At 61.6% G+C, this 17,037-nt stretch carries 15 protein-coding genes; 8 read left to right on the top strand and 7 right to left on the bottom strand.

The annotated features are described in order from the left end of the window. The first annotated feature begins 11 nt into the window (after positions 1 to 11). Together RS899_RS14685 and RS899_RS14680 are read left to right on the top strand one after the other, a co-directional pair. Positions 12 to 1,493 carry an aldehyde dehydrogenase gene (locus RS899_RS14685; protein WP_315810366.1) on the top strand — a complete coding sequence of 494 codons (1,482 nt, stop codon included), beginning with the start codon at positions 12 to 14 and terminating at the stop codon, positions 1,491 to 1,493. A 76-nt stretch (positions 1,494 to 1,569) separates the two neighbouring features. Next, positions 1,570 to 2,220 carry a TetR/AcrR family transcriptional regulator gene (locus RS899_RS14680; RefSeq protein WP_193452284.1) on the top strand — a complete coding sequence of 217 codons (651 nt, stop codon included), beginning with the start codon at positions 1,570 to 1,572 and terminating at the stop codon, positions 2,218 to 2,220. 54 nt (positions 2,221 to 2,274) lie between these two features. Here RS899_RS14680 and RS899_RS14675 read toward each other — a convergent pair whose 3' ends face one another. After that, entirely contained in the window at positions 2,275 to 2,964 is a 690-nt protein-coding gene (locus RS899_RS14675; protein ID WP_054909862.1) for a GNAT family N-acetyltransferase, read from the bottom strand. Positions 2,965 to 3,465: 501 nt separating this feature from the next. Here RS899_RS14675 and RS899_RS14670 point away from each other — a divergent pair. Both RS899_RS14670 and RS899_RS14665 read left to right on the top strand, forming a co-directional pair. Then, positions 3,466 to 4,560 (top strand): NAD(P)-dependent alcohol dehydrogenase, encoded by a 1,095-nt coding sequence (locus tag RS899_RS14670; RefSeq protein WP_054909861.1) that lies wholly within the window; start codon positions 3,466 to 3,468, stop codon positions 4,558 to 4,560. A 336-nt stretch (positions 4,561 to 4,896) separates the two neighbouring features. After that, on the top strand, positions 4,897 to 5,967 hold the full coding sequence (locus RS899_RS14665) for a DUF748 domain-containing protein (RefSeq protein ID WP_315810365.1): 1,071 nt from the start codon (positions 4,897 to 4,899) through the stop codon (positions 5,965 to 5,967). A 291-nt stretch (positions 5,968 to 6,258) separates the two neighbouring features. On the opposite strand, the gene RS899_RS14660 is transcribed toward RS899_RS14665, so the two are convergent. The 6 genes from RS899_RS14660 to RS899_RS14635 all read right to left on the bottom strand — a co-directional run bounded on the left by RS899_RS14660 (position 6,259) and on the right by RS899_RS14635 (position 10,568). Next, positions 6,259 to 6,786 carry a ProQ/FinO family protein gene (locus RS899_RS14660; RefSeq protein ID WP_315810364.1) on the bottom strand — a complete coding sequence of 176 codons (528 nt, stop codon included), beginning with the start codon at positions 6,784 to 6,786 and terminating at the stop codon, positions 6,259 to 6,261. Positions 6,787 to 6,984: 198 nt separating this feature from the next. Beyond that, positions 6,985 to 7,548 (bottom strand): fasciclin domain-containing protein, encoded by a 564-nt coding sequence (locus RS899_RS14655; RefSeq protein WP_315810363.1) that lies wholly within the window; start codon positions 7,546 to 7,548, stop codon positions 6,985 to 6,987. 74 nt (positions 7,549 to 7,622) lie between these two features. Next, positions 7,623 to 8,330 (bottom strand): anti-sigma factor, encoded by a 708-nt coding sequence (locus tag RS899_RS14650; RefSeq protein WP_315810362.1) that lies wholly within the window; start codon positions 8,328 to 8,330, stop codon positions 7,623 to 7,625. Next, a complete protein-coding gene (locus tag RS899_RS14645; protein ID WP_315810361.1) occupies positions 8,327 to 8,902 on the bottom strand; it encodes a sigma-70 family RNA polymerase sigma factor in 576 nt (191 codons plus the stop codon). The genes RS899_RS14650 and RS899_RS14645 overlap by 4 nt, the downstream gene beginning before the upstream one ends. 290 nt (positions 8,903 to 9,192) lie before the next feature. Beyond that, positions 9,193 to 9,834 carry a glutathione S-transferase family protein gene (locus tag RS899_RS14640; RefSeq protein ID WP_315810360.1) on the bottom strand — a complete coding sequence of 214 codons (642 nt, stop codon included), beginning with the start codon at positions 9,832 to 9,834 and terminating at the stop codon, positions 9,193 to 9,195. Between the two features lie 131 nt (positions 9,835 to 9,965). Continuing rightward, a complete protein-coding gene (locus tag RS899_RS14635) occupies positions 9,966 to 10,568 on the bottom strand; it encodes a glutathione binding-like protein (protein WP_315810359.1) in 603 nt (200 codons plus the stop codon). A gap of 226 nt (positions 10,569 to 10,794) precedes the next feature. On the opposite strand from RS899_RS14635, the gene RS899_RS14630 reads away from it, so the two are divergent. The 4 genes from RS899_RS14630 (at position 10,795) to RS899_RS14615 (ending at position 17,029) form a co-directional block, all read left to right on the top strand. Continuing rightward, positions 10,795 to 11,694 (top strand): LysR family transcriptional regulator, encoded by a 900-nt coding sequence (locus RS899_RS14630; RefSeq protein ID WP_315810358.1) that lies wholly within the window; start codon positions 10,795 to 10,797, stop codon positions 11,692 to 11,694. Positions 11,695 to 11,880: 186 nt separating this feature from the next. Continuing rightward, positions 11,881 to 12,573, top strand: a complete 693-nt coding sequence (locus RS899_RS14625; protein WP_315810357.1) for a gamma-glutamylcyclotransferase — start codon at positions 11,881 to 11,883, stop codon at positions 12,571 to 12,573. 31 nt (positions 12,574 to 12,604) lie between these two features. After that, positions 12,605 to 13,777 (top strand): efflux RND transporter periplasmic adaptor subunit, encoded by a 1,173-nt coding sequence (locus tag RS899_RS14620; protein ID WP_315810356.1) that lies wholly within the window; start codon positions 12,605 to 12,607, stop codon positions 13,775 to 13,777. Positions 13,778 to 13,789: 12 nt separating this feature from the next. Then, a complete protein-coding gene (locus RS899_RS14615; protein WP_315810355.1) occupies positions 13,790 to 17,029 on the top strand; it encodes a multidrug efflux RND transporter permease subunit in 3,240 nt (1,079 codons plus the stop codon). The last annotated feature ends 8 nt before the right edge of the window (positions 17,030 to 17,037 follow it).

The following is a 17,037-nucleotide window of genomic DNA, read 5'->3' as shown; positions in this document are numbered from 1 at the left end:
GGAGCAAACCCATGACCGCAACAACCCTGCAGGACTGGAGCGAGCGCGCTGCAACGCTCGCCATCGAAGGTCGCTGCTTCATCGACGGTGACTACTGCAGCGCGCAGGACCTGCGCACCTTCGACAAGGCCAGCCCGCTCGACGGGCGCCGCCTGGCGGCGATAGCCCGTGGTGGCGCAGCTGACGTCGAGCGCGCCGTGGCCAGCGCGCGCCGGGTATTCGAGGCCGGGCACTGGTCGCGCATGGCACCGGTGCAGCGCAAGCGCATCCTGATCCGCTTCGCCGACCTGCTGGAAAGCCACGCCGAGGAGCTGGCGCTGCTGGAAACCCTCGACATGGGCAAGCCCATCGCCCATTCCCTGGCCACCGACGTGCCCGGCGCGGCCAACGCCATTCGCTGGTCCGCCGAGGCCATCGACAAGGTCTACGGCGAGATCGCCACCACCGCCGAGGACCAGCTGGGCCTGGTCACCCGCGAAGCCGTGGGCGTGGTCGGCGTGATAGTGCCGTGGAACTTCCCGTTGCTGATGGCCAGCTGGAAGCTCGGCCCGGCGCTGGCGTGCGGCAACTCCGTGGTGCTCAAGCCGTCCGAGCGCTCGCCGCTGACGGCTATCCGTATCGCTCGGCTGGCCTGCGAGGCGGGCCTCCCCGAAGGTGTGCTGAACGTGGTGCCGGGCTACGGCGCCGAGGCCGGCGACGCCTTGTCGCGGCACATGGACGTCGACGCCATCGCCTTCACCGGCTCGACCGGCGTGGCCAAGCGCCTGATGGTCGCCGCCGGGCAGTCCAACCTCAAGCGCGTGTGGACCGAGGCTGGCGGCAAGAGCCCGAACATCGTCTTCGCCGATGCGCCCGACCTGCGCGCGGCGGCTATCAGCGCCGCCTCCGCCATCGCCTACAACCAGGGCCAGGTCTGCACTGCCGGTTCGCGCTTGCTGGTGCAGGAGTCGGTGCGCGAAGAGTTCCTCGAGCATCTGCGTGAAGCACTGGCCGCGTGGAAGCCGAACGACGCCCTTGATCCGACCAGCCGCTATGGCGCATTGGTCGACAGTCAGCATCTGCAATTGGTGCAGGGCTACATTGCCAGCGGCCTGGAGGAGGGCGCCCGGCTGGTGGCCGGCAGCGGCGAAAGCGAGGGTTGCTACCTGGCGCCGGTGGTCTTCGATGGCGTGCGTAACGACATGCGCATCGCCCGCGAGGAAATCTTCGGCGCCGTACTTTCGGTCATCAGCTTCAAGGATGCCGAGGAAGCGGTGGCCATTGCCAACGACACGCCCTACGGCCTGGCGGCGGCCTTGTGGACGTCCAACCTGTCCCGCGCGCACCAGGTTTCGCGTGCGCTGCGGTCCGGCTCGGTGTGGGTCAACCAGTACTCGGGCGGCGACATGACCGCGCCCTTCGGTGGTTTCAAGCAGTCCGGCAACGGGCGAGACCGTTCGCTGCACGCCTTCGACAAATACACCGAACTCAAGGCGACCTGGATCAGGCTCTGAATGAAGTAACTTTTGACCATGACGGACGCGGGGCGGAATAATCCGCCCCAACTGCCAACCTTGGAATCGGCACGCCATGTCACAACAGAAGGTGGCGCAGCAGAAAGCGGCGCAACAGAAAACGAAAAAGGTCTACGACCCTGAATTGCGCCGCGAGGAGATCATCAAGGCTGCCTTTCTCTGCCTGAGCGAAGAGGGCTACGCCAAGCTGTCCGCGCGCAAGGTGGCAGCGCGTGCCGAGATGGCGCTGGGGCACATCAGCTACCACTTCAAGGACATGAACGAGCTGCTGGTGGAGGCCTACAAGTACGCCTCGCACCAGCTCTACGAAGCCACCCGTGCGGGGCTGGTGGCCGAGCCGCGCACGTCCATGGCGCAGCTGGAAGTGTTCCTGCGCAGTGGCTTCACCAGCACTTTCCTCGACCGCAGTTACTTGTCGGTGCGCATCGACCTGTGGTCCGCCTCGCTGTTCCAGGAAGACATCGCCGATACCGAGCGCAAGCTCTACGCCATCTACCGCGAACGCCTGGTGGAAATCCTGCGCAGGATCGCCGAGGAGCGCGAGGTGGGCGCCGAGCGTATCGAGAAGTCGGCCGACGCCATCATGGCCATGCTCGATGGCTTGTGGCTGGACTGGCAGCGTCGGCGCAACATGAAGGCCATCGAGCATGGCATCAGTGCCTGTCTCGATCTGGTGGCGTTCTACATGCCCGAATCCGGGCGCTGAGACGGCGCGCGGGAGGGCCTGTTCGGGTACGCGGCAGACGACTCGAACCGCCCCTCAGTGAATCGTCGGGAAGCGCGCCTTGACCAGTTCCTGGGCCTGCCAGGTCATCTGGTCCAGCAGGCGATCGCGTTTCTGCTCGGCCTCGCGCATCGCCTTGCTGCCCTTCTGCTTCACCAGATAGGTGTGGATCTGCCGCACTTCCTTGGACTGGTAGATCGGCGCGAGATCCTGCACCGCGACCATGCCGTCGGAACGCTGGTCGCGGGTGTTCAGCAGCACGTGCGGCCCCTGCGCCGCCAGGACGCGGAAGCCCATCGCCTCGAAGACCGGCACCTTGCCCGCCGCGCAGGCCAGTTCCGCGTGGGGGCGATGCTCGAGCATCTTCTGCAGCATGGCGCGGGCGATACCGCGCCGGCGGTGGCTGGCCTGGACGGCGAGGTAGGCCAGGGTGCAGGCCTCGGCGTCATCCGCGCTCGGCAGGTAGAGGGCAAAGCCGAGCACCTGCGACGGGTCTTCATCATCCAGGGCGAGGATCAGCCGCGCGGGGCTCTGCGCCGAACCGTCCATGGCCTGCAGGTACAGGTGCACCTCAAAGCCGATCACGTACTGGTACAGCTGGAACAGCGGGTTGCTCGGGGTCAGAGGCACCGGGCTGATGTCGCTGAAATAGTCCACCACCATCTGCAGCACCTGGCTTTTCAGGGATTCGGGGGGCGAGGTGTCGAGGTTTACGAGGGTGAACATCTGAAGCTGGCTCCGGGCGTGCCTGATCCGGGGGAATCGGCGTGGTGCCCATTGTAACCTCCGCGGGCCTCGAACGATTCCTCCGGTGGGCGCTTGGCGGCAGGCGTTGCGCAGCTTCCCAGCTATCCCCCCGAGGGGCTTGTATAGGATCACTGCTGCGGCGCACCGGCACCCAGGCGTCGATTGGAGCTGGATGCGCGCACCTTCCACGCGTGCTACCAGGGCATCGCGCTGGACCTCCCGCTGGTGGAGTTGCGCATGCTCGCCGGACTGGCCGCGCGCCTTGTTTTTTGGCGATTCCGGTCAATGCTCTATCAGCCCGCCAGCGTTCCCGGCGGGCAGGCTGCCGAGCGAGCTTCCCCTTGGCTTGATATGTGTCAACGGGGTTTCGTTCCGGCCAAGCACACTGGGTCCGTTCGGCCGAGGGCGCCGCGGGCATTCGCTCCCTGCGATCCCCGGCCCTGTGCACCCATGGCGCATTCCAAGCGAGGAGAAACAACGATGGCAATGATGAAAGCGGCGATCTTCGTGGAACCGGGGCGAATCGAGCTGGCGGACAAACCCATCCCCGAGGTCGGCCCCAACGACGCGCTGATCCGCATCACCACGACCACCATCTGCGGCACTGACGTGCACATCCTCAAGGGCGAGTACCCTGTGGTCAGGGGGCTGACCGTCGGGCATGAACCGGTCGGCGTGATCGAGAAGCTCGGCAGCGCGGTCAAGGGCTACCGCGAAGGCCAGCGGGTCATTGCCGGTGCGATCTGCCCGAACTTCAATTCCTATGCCGCGCAGGATGGCGTGCCTTCGCAGGACGGCAGCTACCTCGTCGAGAGCGGCCGCTGCGCCTGCCACGGCTACAAGGCCACCGCCGGCTGGCGCTTCGGCAATCTGATCGACGGTACCCAGGCCGAGTACGTCCTGGTGCCCGATGCCGAAGGCAACCTCGCGCCGATCCCGGACAGCCTCACCGACGAACAGGTGCTGATGTGCCCCGACATCATGTCCACCGGCTTCAAGGGCGCCGAGAACGCCAATATCCGTATCGGCGACACCGTGGTGGTCTTCGCCCAGGGGCCGATCGGGCTGTGCGCCACCGCTGGCGCCCGCCTGCTGGGTGCCTCGACCATCATCGCGGTGGATGGCAACGCACACCGGCTGGATATCTCCCGCAGCATGGGGGCCGACGTCACCCTGGACTTCACGAAGTGCGACGTGGTGGAAGAGGTGATGAAGCTCACCGGTGGCCGCGGCGCCGATTCGTCCATCGAATGCCTGGGGCTGCCGAGCACGTTCGAGCAGGCGATGAAGGTGCTCAAGCCGGGCGGGACGCTGTCGAGCCTGGGGGTTTACTCCAGCGATGTGCACATCCCGCTCTCGGCCTTCGCCGCCGGCCTGGGGGATCACCGCATCAATACTGCCCTGTGCCCTGGCGGTAAGGAGCGCATGCGCCGCCTGATGAGCATCATCGAGTCGAACCGCGCCGACTTCGGCTCGCTGGTGACGCACCACTATGCGCTCGACGACATCGTCAACGCCTACGACCTGTTCGCCCATCAGCGCGACGGCGTGCTGAAGATCGCTATCAAGCCCTGAGGCTTCGCAAGGAGTGATCTGCTGCCGGCAGGCAGCAGATCATTTCTCGCAGTGCGGTCGCCGTCAGTGTTGGCTCCGCCTGATTGCGCCGGACGGGAGATATCCAGTCCAGAGTTGTTGAGAGCGATGATCACTGGACGGTCGCGCTCAACGGCAGCAGCCTGTCCGACAAGCCGTACTACCAGAGCGTGGGCGCCGTCTCCTGAGGCAATTTCTACGGTGACCGCGCTGCTTCATGGCGACCCTTCTGCGCTGTGCCTGGATGGGGGCGCCAAATTGGGGCTGAACTCCCCTCAGCTGCGCCAGTCCACTGCCAAAGAGTCTCTGGAGGCAGGGATGAAAAGACGCTACAGCGTACCCATGCTGAGCATCCTGGCGGTCCTGCTCGTGCTGCTGATCGCGCACATCGCCTTGCCCTATGTGATCCGTGATTACCTCAACGGCAAGCTGGATCGCATGGGCGATTACCACGGTCAGATCACCGACGTGGACTTGGCGCTTTGGCGTGGTGCCTATCGGATCAACGGCCTGAAGATCGTCAAGGTCAACGGCCGGGTGCCGGTACCGCTACTTGACGCACCGGTGATCGATCTGTCGGTGAGCTGGCACGCGCTGTGGTATGACCATGGCATCGTTGCGCGGGTAGTATTCCTGCGGCCGGAGCTGAATTTCGTCGACGGCGGCGACAAGCAGAATTCCCAGAGCGGTGCCGGCACCGACTGGCGGGAACAGTTGAACAAGCTGCTGCCCATCACCCTGGATGAAGTGCGCATCGACGACGGCCGCATTCATTTTCGCAACTACCATTCCAAACCGCCGGTGCACCTGACAGCCAGTGCAGTGCAGGCGAGTTTGTACAACCTCACCAATGTGGCGGACGAGAAAGGCGAGCGGGTGGCACGCTTCGACGGCCACGCACAGCTGTTCGGCCAGGCACCTGTGGAAGTGCAGGCGGCATTCGATCCGTTCGAGAACTTCGAGGATTTCGAGCTGCGCCTGCGCGCCAGTGACGTGGATTTGCGGCGAGTGAATGACTTCGCCTCGGCATACGGCAAATTCGACTTCAACCGTGGCCACGGCACGCTGGTAATTGAAGCCCGGGCGAACAAGGGGCAGCTCAGTGGTTACATCAAGCCTCTGCTGCGTGACGTCGACGTCTTCAACTGGCAGCAGGACGTGGAAGAGAAGGACAAGGGCGTGTTCCGCTCCATCTGGGAAGCCCTGGTCGGGGGGGGCGAAAGTGTGCTGAAGAACCAGCGCAAGGATCAGTTCGCGACCCGAGTTGATCTCAGCGGTAACGTCCACCGCCAGGACGTCAGCGCCTTCCAGGCCTTCCTCGGCATTCTGCGCAATGCCTTCATCGAGGCCTTCAATGCGCGCTACGAGCGCAATGCTCCGGACGAATGAAGGCGCCACCCGTTCGCTAACCAACTTGCGCTTCCCGCCGATTATTGACCCGATGAGAGACGACTGGCGATTGCAGACGACCATGTCGGCGAGTTGCCCCGACATGGCCGCCGGTAGTGTTGTCAGGTCATGGGCTGTGAGTAGAAAAGGGGACAGGTTTATTTCTCCACCCTAAAGGTCCCCTTTTGGCCGGCAGCTGCCCTTGGCCGATGTACGTTTCAGACGTCCAAAGGGACGTATAAGGCAGCTAGTAGTTACCTTGCCAGTGATCTAAGATGTCGGCGACTTCACTCAGGGGGCGACTGAGTTTGGCTCCGTTCCTTGTTTCTTCTCGGCATCGGCGGCAGGCCCTGGACTGGTGGTTTCCGACTTCGCACGATTTCGTCGGTCTAGGGTCCGTTGCCGAGAAGCCTGCTGCTTCGCGTACAACGCTTGAGCAGATGTCACAGTGCCGGCTGCCTGGCCGTTCAAGTCCAGACGCGGTGCATTCTCCACCATGCTTGCCCAGTATCGAATTCCTCGGCACCAGGTGGCGATGCCGAGCTTGAGCTGTTCGCTGGTTATTCCGAGCTGCTGCAGGTGTTGCTCAGCATCCTTGAGAATGCCCTCCTTAAGCGGCACTTTGGGAGCCGGATTGACAGGGAAGGCCAATGGAAAGTGCTTCTGCAATCTCCAGATCGCTTCCACCGCGGGATCTTGGTCGCGAGGCTTTACCTGGGAGGAGGTCTTCCGTTGGCGGTGCTTGGTGCTTTCGGCTTTTACCTGCTCTTTTTCAGCCCGCAGGCGGTCGCGGAGCACGGCTAGTTGTTCAAAACCCATCGTTCAGTTCACAGCTTCTTGGTTGATTGCTTGGCGCACGATTATTCCACGTATCCATTGGGAACATCTGGATCAGCACAAATCGCCTCTGATTTAGCGGTCCCTCGATGGCTGCTCCTAGACGATTTCTGCCTTTGACGTGGGGCAGCTACCGACCCATAGCGGACACTCAGGGGAGTGCCCGCCAGAGTCAGCCTGTTACTTCGGCATGAGTACGGTATCGATCACGTGGATCACACCGTTGGACTGCATCACGTCGGCAATGGTGATGGCTGCCTTGCCACCTTTGGCATCGACTACCCAAAGCTTGCCGTCGTGCAGTTTGACGGTCAGCGATTCACCTTGAACCGTTTTAAGCATGGTCATGCCGCCATTCATCTTGGCGTCGGCCATCAACTGCTTCGCGGTATGGGTGCCAGCCACCACGTGGTAGGTCAAGATCTTAGTCAGATCGGCCTTATGCTCGGGCTTGACCAGCGTGTCGACCGTGCCTGCCGGCAGCTTGGCGAAGGCTTCATTGGTCGGTGCGAAGACAGTGAACGGCCCCTTGCCATTGAGTGTGTCGACAAGGCCCGCAGCCTTTACTGCCGCAACCAGCGTGGTGTGATCCTTGGAGTTGACAGCATTCTCGACGATGGTCTTGGTCGGGTACATCGGCGCACCGCCGACCATCACTGTGTCGGCGGCGAAGCTGATGGAAGCGGTGGCGCAAAGTACGGCGAGACTGGCTACAGCGGCAATTCGTTGAAGAAAGGTGTGCATGATGCGTCTCCTGAGTTCTTCGGCCCTCCGGATGAGGGTGATGAATGTACGGAGCAGCCCGCGAAACGGATGCATCAAAGTGAAGTTATTTTGCCCTGGGCGATGACCGGTCCAGTGGGGAGCCCGGTCGGCGAGCCTGCTGGTGGCTCGAGTGATACCGCAATCACGGCGCCACCGGACACCGCGGCGGAAAGCTCGGCGGGCACCGCCAGCAACACTGCCGTACCGGCCGGGAGCAGCCCCAGCGAGTGCGGCTTGCCGTCAGCGGCGATGATCCAGGCCTGGGCGCTCTTGTCGTGCCAATCGGCCTTGCCCGTTGGAACGAACAGGACCTGCCGGCCGTCACGCTGCACCGTGGCGCTGAACAACAGGTTTCCATCGCTCTGTTCCAGGCGCGCGAGCAGGGTTGGCGCAGGCGCCTGTGCCGGGTGCAGCACCACGAGCACGGCCAGCACAAGCGAAGCGGCCAGCGCGATGGCTGTCGTCCAGCGCCACAGACGCGGGTTGTTCCATTGCCATGGCGGCTCAGCTGGTATCTCTTCTGCCGGGAATAGTCGTTGCTGGAGACCCTGCCAGACGCTGGCGGGGGGCTCGACGGTCGGAAACTCCGCGAGCCAGTCCGCGAAGTGTCGCTGCCACGCCGCCAGCAGTTCGCGATGCACAGGGTCCTGGCGCAGCAGTTCCTCCACTTGTATGCGCTCGTCGGCAGCCAGGACTCCCAACGCGTACTCCGCGATCAGAATCGAATGTTCCTCGGCGGGTGGAAGATCGTCTTCGCTCATAGTCCCAGGCACGCTCGCAGTTGCAGGAGTCCTCGCCGAATCCAGCTTTTCATCGTGCCGAGCGCGATGCGGTGCCGAGCGGCTAGCTCGGCGTACGAATAGCCCTCGAAGAAAGCGACGCGGATGTAGGTCTGTTGATCCTTCCCGAGCGTTTCCAGGCAATGGTCGATCTGGCAGCTTTGCCGGTGCGCTTCAAACACCCCGGCAACCGACTCCTGTGCCGGCAACTCACTGATGCTTTCGAGCGGCTCGTGACGGTGCTGCGCCCGGCGTCGATCAATGGCCTTGTGGCGAGCGATGGTCGCCAACCAGGTAATCGCGGCGGCAAGTCTGGGGTCGAAGGTCTCGGCCTTGAGCCAAACGGCGATATACACCTCCTGCAGCACCTCTTCAGCCTCTGCGCGGTCGCTCAGGTATTGCAGGCAGACGCCGAACAGCCTGCCTGAGGTGACTCGGTAAAGCGTTTCGAAGGCTAGGCGGTTTCCTTGGCCACAGGCTTGAAGCAGAACATTGAGAGCAACGGGTTCAATGCTCTCCGAAGTGCTGGCCGATGTTGTTGGGCTGATCGTCAAGGAAGACTTTCCGACAAGGTTTGCAGGAAATGTAGTTCTATTTCGTCAGGTGGGTAATTGCATGGACTTGCCCACCCATTTGCATTCGACCTGACCAGTCATTTGCATTCGTTCTGACCACCGATTGCATCGGCTTTTACCAGGACGATTTGTGGGCATGACCGGCAGAGAACGACCCAACGCGAGCTTTACTGACTTGCATGAATGAAGGGCTCGTACCGAGTAATGCTGATATGCAAGGGCGGTGAAAGTGCCCGGACGGGGATCTGATCCCCATCCGGGGGTGGGTATCAGGCGGTAGTGAGAGCCTTGTGCTGCGCGACTATCTGGGCTTGATCTTCAATGGTTTTTTTCGCTGACGGGCGTCCGTCGATTCGAGCCTTGTAGGCCATCAGGTGCTTCAGGTGGCCAATCTGCGCGCCGGAGCGTTCGTGCCACATGGTGGCCCAGACGTATGCGTCGGCGACCGTAAACTGGTCACCAGTCAGGTATGGACGGCCGTCGGAGAGACGCTGGTCCAGGGTGGTATAGGCGTTGACCAGCTTATTGCGGGTCCACTCCGTGCCTTCTTCGGTCAGCAATTTACGCATCAGCGGAATGTGTTTTTGCGCGATTTCTGTGGCGACGAAGGTCAGGAGCTGATTGAGCTTCGCACGCTCAAGACTGCCTTGCGGCGGTACCAGATTCGCCTCCGGGAAGGTATCGGCGAGGTAGGAGGTAATGACGATGGTTTCCGTGAGCACGTCCTTCTGCTCGTTATCCAGTTGCAAAGCAGGGACATAGAGCAGCGGGTTGACCTTGGCGAAATCTTCGCCGCTGGAGGTGCTCCTGTCCCAGACGTCAAAATGCACCAGTTCCAGCTCCAAGCCGAGCTCGTTGGCGATGATTTGTACGGCTTCGGAGCAGGTCTGGTCGGCAATGTAGAGTTTCATGAAGCGTCACCTTGATGGAAGGAAATTCCGCCCCGAAGCGGGGTCGGTGAGCGCAGTTTCGAAGTTTCCTTCCAAGGGATAAACGCGGCTTCAGGAGACGCTTTGTCGTCTTCCGCGCGACAATTAGCCTCTCATTCCAACTCGGCAATGAGCGCCGCTTTTACGGCTGGCCGTTGTCCGACCCTTTCCTGGAACAATGCCAGTGCTGGCCATCGCTCGAAGCCGATGGAGAACCAGCGCAGCCAGCTGAGCAAAGTGAACAGATAGGCGTCTGCCACGCTGTAGCGATTCTCGAGCTGGTAAGTCTGGTCATTCAGTTCCCGATCGAGCAGGTCGAGACGCTTGAACAGGCGTTCTCTGAACAAGGCTTTCACCTCATCGGGAATGGCGTCCTTGAACAGAGGATTCATGGTCGAGTTGAGTTCGCAGGAGAGAAAGCTCAAGCGTTCGCGCAGCCGCACACGCTCCCAGCTGTCGGCAGCAGGGGCCAGGCCGGCGTTGGGCTTCAGATCGGCTAAATATTCCAAGATTGCGGAGCCCTCAGTCAGCACGCGCCCATCGTCCAGCCTTAGCGCCGCCACATACCCGCAGGGGCTGATATCCAGGTAATTGTCGCCCTCTGAGGTAGTTTTGGTTGGGTGGTCGACTCGAACGAGCTGGAAGGGGATATCCAGTTCGCGCAGCACTATGTGCGGGGCGAGCGAGCATGCCTCGGGAGAGTAGTAGAGCTTCATGGTATGCCTCGGCGATCAGACACAACTGAGCCTAGCTGCCCAGGCATATTGTGGCGCTGCGGGCGATGAGCTGTTTCCGTTGTGCGGTTTATTCGCGAGTCGTGCCTTTGTAGTGTCGCGGCGGGCACCACCGCTAATGACGTGGGGGCTGACTGATTGTAGAGGTGGCGAAATGACGGCTAAGCTCGCAAAAACTCGCCCCATTGGCGCTCCTGGAGATACAGCCGTGGAACAGACAGATGCCTCCCTGCCGGAAATTGCAGCCTTCGTCGCTGTCGCGCAGACGGGGAGCTTTACCCGTGCGGCAGAACATTTGGCAACCAACAAGTCCAATGTGGGGAAGGCGGTACAACGGCTGGAAGCGCGATTGGGAACGCGGCTCTTCCAACGCACCACGCGCGCGGTCCGTCTCACCGAGGACGGCGAGACTTATCTCAGCGCCGCCCGTGGTGCCCTGGATACCCTGCGAGATGCTGCACAGGCGTTGGCTGCGCGCCGTGATGAGCCGATTGGCAGGGTACGCTTGGACATGCCCTCCGGCTTCCGCCAGCTCTTCCTGCCTACGCTGTCTGATCTGAGAAAACGCTATCCGAAGGTCACACTTGAGCTGTCGGTGACCGATCGCATGTCCGATGCGGTAGGTGAGGGGTGGGACCTTGTGGTACGGGCAGGGGAGTTGTCCCAGGACAGTGAGATGACTGTCCGCAAGCTCTGTGACATTCGCCTGCAGCTGTATGCCGCGCCGGAGTACCTGCAGCGAAACGGCATGCCTAGCTCTATTTCCAATCTACTGGATCACGATGCAGTGATCTTCCGTGGTTTCACGGGCCGGCTACGCCCCTGGACGCTGATGGAAAACAGCTACGCCAAGGAGTTTTCCCCCAATCCGGCACTGATTCTTTCCGATGGGCAGGCACTGATCGACTCCACTGTGACCGGCCTTGGAATCGCGCAGATCTATGACCGAGTTGCGCGCCCCTATGTCGAGAAAGGGCAGTTGGTTCCGATACTGCCCGAAACTGCGGTGCCAGGCCCGCCAGTACATGCATTGATCCCTGCGGGACATCGCATGCCCGCCAAGACCAGGGCCGTGCTCGAATACCTCGCTGAACGGCTGCGCGCCTGACGCGAAGTCCAGTGGGTTGGTAGTGCAGCCGCCCCGCCTCGTTACGGGAGTTTGCACGTTTGAAACCGCCCGATTGTAGAAGCAGGAACGACAAAGCGTCGCTCAGCAGCGAGTTTATCCACTTCAAACCCAGCGACAGAATTCCTCCCCATCAAGCACCACTTTCCTGGTGCGAGGAGGATTCCCATGCTGACCAAAGATGCGCTGAGCAACGGACTCTACCTGAAGAGCTTCTCCGCACTGGCGGATCTCGTCTGGAGTGAGGAGCGCATTCTCGAGTCGCTGGCCAACACGTTGGCCCGGCGGCCGGAAGGCGGTGATATCTGGCTGTTTGCCTACGGATCGCTGATCTGGAATCCGCTGCTGGACTTCGTACGTCGCGAAGCTGCGATCCTCACTGATTGGCACCGCAGCTTCTGCCTGAGGATGGTTGCTGGCCGCGGCAGCGTCGAGAAGCCCGGCCGCATGCTGGCAGTCGAGCCGGGAGGCCACACTCAAGGCATCGCCTTCCAACTGGGTGGACCGACTCTCGAACACGACCTGCAGTGCGTTTGGCGGCGGGAGATGGTGTTCGGTTCCTACATTCCGGTCTGGGCCAACATCACGCTGGCCAACGGCGCCCCGGTCCAGGCCCTGGTATTCGTCGCTGATCCGACCTACGCGCTGTACGAGCGCGACTCCACCATCACCCGCATCGCCCATCAGGTCGCTGTTGCCTGTGGGCCTCACGGCAGCAATGCCGAGTACCTCTATCTGCTCCGCAATGCCTTGCACGACAACGGGCTCAGCGACGGCTATGTCGCTGCACTTGCCCTTGAGGTCGAGCGCTGTTCCCGCGGTTGTCCTGCCGTCGCCGCTTCCCCATCGGACTGCCTGTAACTCAGCCAACCCTATTTCCAGGAGAAAAATCATGTTGGTCAAACGTAAAACGCTCGCGATCGCAGTCAGCGCACTAATCGCCTTTGGTGGGGCAGCTGGGGTAGCCATTCAGCATGGCAGCCCGTCCATCAGCCCTGCCCAAGCCGCCGCCGAAGCGCCGGCCGTCGAGGTCGATGTCGCTCCGGTTCTCAGTCAAACGATCACCGAGTGGCAAAGCTATTCCGGCCGGCTTGAGGCCATCGAGCACATCGAACTGCGTCCGCTGGTGTCCGGCACTATCGTGTCGGTGAACGTGAAAGATGGGGGCTTCGTCAAGAAAGGCGACCCGCTGTTCACTATCGATCCGCGGCCTTATGCGGCTGCAGTCGAGCGGGCCAGCGCCGAGCTCGCCGCCGCCGAATCGCGGGCCGGCTATGCGTCCGTTGATGCGGCTCGTGCGCAACGCCTGATCTCCAGCAATGCCATTGCCAAGCGGGAGTTCGATGAGCGCAGCAATGCCGCCCGTGAAGCGGCTGCCGCGGTCAAGGCAGCCAAGGCTGCACTGCAGGCCGCTCGAATCGACCTGGATCACACCCAGATCAGCGCTCCAGTAACCGGTCGCGTATCACGTGCGGAACTCACCGTTGGCAACATCGTCAGCGCCGGTGCGACTGCACCGTTGCTGGCCACTCTGGTTTCCGTATCGCCGATCTATGCCTCCTTCGAAGTGGATGAGCAGACCTACCTGCGTTACTTGCGCCATGCCGATGACAAGCCGGTGGAGGTAGCCCTTGGCCTGGCAGACGAGACTGGCTATTCGCGCAGCGGAACGCTGGTGTCTGTCGACAACCAATTGAACACCGGCACCAGCACCCTGCGGGTCAGGGCACGCTTCGACAACGCGGACGGATCGCTGCTGCCGGGGCTGTTCGCGCGGGTCAAGGTCGAGGGTGGTAAGCCCCAGCAGGCCGTGTTGGTCGATGACTCGGCTGTCGGTACCGATCAGGCCAAAAAGTATGTGCTCGTCGTGGATGCGCAGAGCCGCGTGCAGTATCGAGAGGTCCAACTGGGCGGCCTGCACGATGGCCTGCGCATCGTCACCAAGGGGTTGAGTGCCGGAGAGCGCATCGTCGTCAACGGTGTTCAACGGGTACGGCCGAACGATCTCGTTCAGGCTCATGACACCAGCATGCAGGTCAGCCAACCGCTGGCCATTGCCAACTGAGGCACGGCCATCATGAATATCTCCAAGTTCTTCATCGACCGGCCCATCTTCGCCGGCGTGCTGTCGGTTGTGATCCTGCTGGCCGGGATCATTGCACTAATCAAGCTGCCCACCGCGGAGTATCCGGAAGTTGTGCCTCCTTCGGTGCTGGTTCATGCGCAGTTTCCCGGCGCCAACCCGAAGGTGATCGCGGAGACTGTGGCTTCGCCCATCGAAGAGCAGATCAATGGCGTTGAGAACATGCTCTACATGCAGTCGCAGGCCAACAGCGACGGAAACATGACCACTACCGTGACCTTCAAGCTGGGCACCGACCCAGATAAGGCTCAGCAACTGGTGCAGAACCGCGTTTCCCAAGCTCTGCCGCGCTTGCCAGAAGACGTACAACGTCTAGGCGTGACAACGGTCAAGTCGACCCCGACCCTGACAATGGGCGTCAGCCTGCTGAGCAGCAACGATCGCTACGACCTGACTTATCTGCGCAACTACGCGGTCATCAACGTCAAGGATCAGCTCGCGCGTATTCCCGGTGTGGGACAGGTGGTGATGTGGGGCTCGGGCGACTACGCCATGCGCGTATGGCTCGATCCCCAGAAGGTCGCTCGCCAGGGCATGACTGCTTCCGAGGTGGTGGCTGCTATTCGTGAGCAGAACGTTCAAGTGGCTGCTGGCATTATCGGTGCGGCGCCGATGCCGGCTGACGTGCCGCTTCAACTGAGTGTTAATGCCCAGGGCCGGCTGAAGACTGAAGAAGACTTCCGCAACATCATTCTCAAGACCTCGGACAATGGGGCGATCATCCGCCTGGCGGATGTCGCTCGGGTGGAAATGGGGGCTGCAGAGTACGCGCTGCGCGCCATGCTCGACAGCAAGCCGGCCGTCCAGTTGATCATCTTCCAGCAGCCCGGTGCCAACTCGCTGCAGATCTCCACCGATGTGCGCCGCACCATGGCAGAGCTGAAAGCTGACATGCCGGAGGGCGTGGACTACGCGGTGCGTTACGACCCGACGCAGTTCGTGCGTGACAGCATTAATGCAGTCATCGATACCTTGCTTGAAGCCATCGTCCTTGTGGTGCTGGTTGTAATCCTGTTCCTGCAGACCTGGCGTGCCTCGATAATTCCCTTACTGGCAGTGCCCGTCTCGATCGTCGGCACCTTCTCCTTGCTACTGATGTTCGGCTTCACCATCAACGCGCTGTCGTTGTTCGGCTTGGTGCTGGCCATCGGAATCGTGGTGGACGACGCGATCGTTGTGGTGGAGAACGTCGAGCGGAACATCGCAGCCGGGATGTCGCCGCGTCAGGCAACTTACAAGGCCATGCAGGAGGTCAGCGGCCCGATCATCGCGATCGCACTGACGCTGGTGGCGGTGTTCGTACCTCTGGCGTTCATGTCCGGTCTCACTGGCCAGTTCTATCAGCAGTTCGCTATGACCATCGCGATCTCTACGGTCATCTCCGCATTCAACTCGCTGACCCTGTCGCCGGCCTTGGCCGCTCTGTTGCTCAAAGGACACCACGAACCCAAGGATCGCCTGACTCGCATGATGGATGCGCTGTTCGGTCGTTTCTTCTCACTGTTCAACCGAGTTTTCCATCTGGGCGCCGAGTCTTACGGCAGCGGCGTACGTCGCGTTATCACTCACAAGGGCGCGATGCTGCTGGTGTACGGTGTGTTTCTGGCCATGGCGGTCTATCTGGGCAAGATAGTTCCCGGCGGCTTTGTGCCTGGCCAGGACAAGGACTATCTGGTGGCCATCGTACAGTTGCCCAGCGGTTCGTCCTTGGAGCGTACCCACGAGATCACCAAGCTGATGAGTGACATCGCTCTGGCCCAACCGGGCGTGGCACATGTGCCGTCCTTCCCAGGACTGTCGGTCAATGGGCTGACTAACTCGTCCAGCAGCGCTCTGGTGTTCCCGGTGCTCAAGCCGTCACGCGAGCGGGGGGCTGGTGAAAGTGCGGCCGAAATTGCCCAGGCATTGAATGCCAAATACTCCCAGATCAAAGGCGCGACCATCGCCGTGTTCCCTCCGCCACCAGTATCAGGGCTGGGGACCGTTGGTGGCTTCAAGCTGCAGATCGAGGACCGTGGTGCACTGGGCTACGAAGCGCTGAATGCGGCTACGCAAGAGTTCATGAAGCGTGCAGCACAGGCCCCTGAGCTGGGCCCGATGTTCACCAGCTTCCAGATCAACGTGCCGCAACTCAATGTCGAGTTGGACCGGGTCAAGGCGAAGCAGCAGGGCGTATCCGTTCGTGATGTGTTCGACACCCTGCAGATCTACCTGGGCTCGCTGTACGTGAATGATTTCAACGCCTTCGGTCGGGTCTACCAGGTACATGCCCAAGCGGATGCGCCCTTCCGCGCAACCGCGGAGTCCATCGGCCAGTTGAAGACTCGTAACGCTGCCGGCGAAATGGTCCCGTTGTCGTCCCTGGTGAAGGTATCGCCGACTTACGGGCCGGAAATGGTCGTGCGCTACAACGGCTTCCTGGCGGCAGATATCAATGGTGCTCCGGCTCCGGGTTATTCCTCCGGGCAGGCCGAAGCGGCAGTCGAGCGCATTGCTGCAGAAGTCTTCCCACGCGGTATCAAGTTTGAATGGACGGACCTGACTTACCAGCAGGTACTGGCCGGAAATTCTGCCCTGTGGGTATTCCCGATCAGCGTGCTGTTGGTGTTCCTGGTGCTGGCGGCAATGTACGAAAGCCTGACCTTGCCGCTGGCAATCCTGCTGATCGTGCCGATGACTCTCCTGTCCGCGTTGGCTGGCGTTTGGTTGACCAACGGCGACAACAACATCTTCACCCAGATCGGCTTGATGGTACTGGTGGGGCTGTCGGCGAAGAACGCCATCCTCATCGTCGAGTTCGCCCGTGAACTTGAAATGAGTGGCCGCAGCGTTGTGCAGGCGGCCATCGAGGCTAGCCGTTTGCGTCTGCGGCCGATCCTCATGACCTCGATCGCTTTCATCATGGGCGTGGTGCCTCTGGTGGTTTCCAGTGGTGCCGGTTCGGAAATGCGCCAAGCCATGGGCATTGCGGTGTTCTTCGGAATGCTCGGTGTGACCCTGTTCGGACTGCTGCTTACCCCGGTGTTCTACGTCTTGCTACGCAAACTGTCGGGTGTCGAACACCTGGTCGACAAGCACGGCAAGCATGGCCACACCGATTCACTCGACGCTGACGCTTCTCATCCATCCACGCCTGCCTATCGGCCGACCGCCGAAGCAGCGATGCTCGATTGAGGACTGAA

The sequence above is a fragment of the Pseudomonas sp. C9-3 genome (assembly GCF_032392015.1).
In the GTDB taxonomy this organism is placed as follows: Bacteria; Pseudomonadota; Gammaproteobacteria; order Pseudomonadales; family Pseudomonadaceae; genus Pseudomonas; species Pseudomonas nitroreducens.
Note: the sequence above shows the minus strand (reverse complement) of the source record. Positions and strands in the feature narration are given on the sequence as shown.

What these genes read in the sequence shown, in the direction of transcription:
- RS899_RS14620 (WP_315810356.1), top strand. Translation starts at nt 12,605, where the DNA reads ATGTTGGTCAAACGTAAAACGCTCGCGATCGCAGTCAGCGCACTAATC.
- RS899_RS14635 (WP_315810359.1), bottom strand. Translation starts at nt 10,568, where the DNA reads ATGAAGCTCTACTACTCTCCCGAGGCATGCTCGCTCGCCCCGCACATA.
- RS899_RS14625 (WP_315810357.1), top strand. Translation starts at nt 11,881, where the DNA reads ATGCTGACCAAAGATGCGCTGAGCAACGGACTCTACCTGAAGAGCTTC.
- RS899_RS14675 (WP_054909862.1), bottom strand. Translation starts at nt 2,964, where the DNA reads ATGTTCACCCTCGTAAACCTCGACACCTCGCCCCCCGAATCCCTGAAA.
- RS899_RS14665 (WP_315810365.1), top strand. Translation starts at nt 4,897, where the DNA reads ATGAAAAGACGCTACAGCGTACCCATGCTGAGCATCCTGGCGGTCCTG.
- RS899_RS14670 (WP_054909861.1), top strand. Translation starts at nt 3,466, where the DNA reads ATGGCAATGATGAAAGCGGCGATCTTCGTGGAACCGGGGCGAATCGAG.
- RS899_RS14650 (WP_315810362.1), bottom strand. Translation starts at nt 8,330, where the DNA reads ATGAGCGAAGACGATCTTCCACCCGCCGAGGAACATTCGATTCTGATC.
- RS899_RS14615 (WP_315810355.1), top strand. Translation starts at nt 13,790, where the DNA reads ATGAATATCTCCAAGTTCTTCATCGACCGGCCCATCTTCGCCGGCGTG.
- RS899_RS14660 (WP_315810364.1), bottom strand. Translation starts at nt 6,786, where the DNA reads ATGGGTTTTGAACAACTAGCCGTGCTCCGCGACCGCCTGCGGGCTGAA.
- RS899_RS14655 (WP_315810363.1), bottom strand. Translation starts at nt 7,548, where the DNA reads ATGCACACCTTTCTTCAACGAATTGCCGCTGTAGCCAGTCTCGCCGTA.
- RS899_RS14685 (WP_315810366.1), top strand. Translation starts at nt 12, where the DNA reads ATGACCGCAACAACCCTGCAGGACTGGAGCGAGCGCGCTGCAACGCTC.
- RS899_RS14640 (WP_315810360.1), bottom strand. Translation starts at nt 9,834, where the DNA reads ATGAAACTCTACATTGCCGACCAGACCTGCTCCGAAGCCGTACAAATC.
- RS899_RS14680 (WP_193452284.1), top strand. Translation starts at nt 1,570, where the DNA reads ATGTCACAACAGAAGGTGGCGCAGCAGAAAGCGGCGCAACAGAAAACG.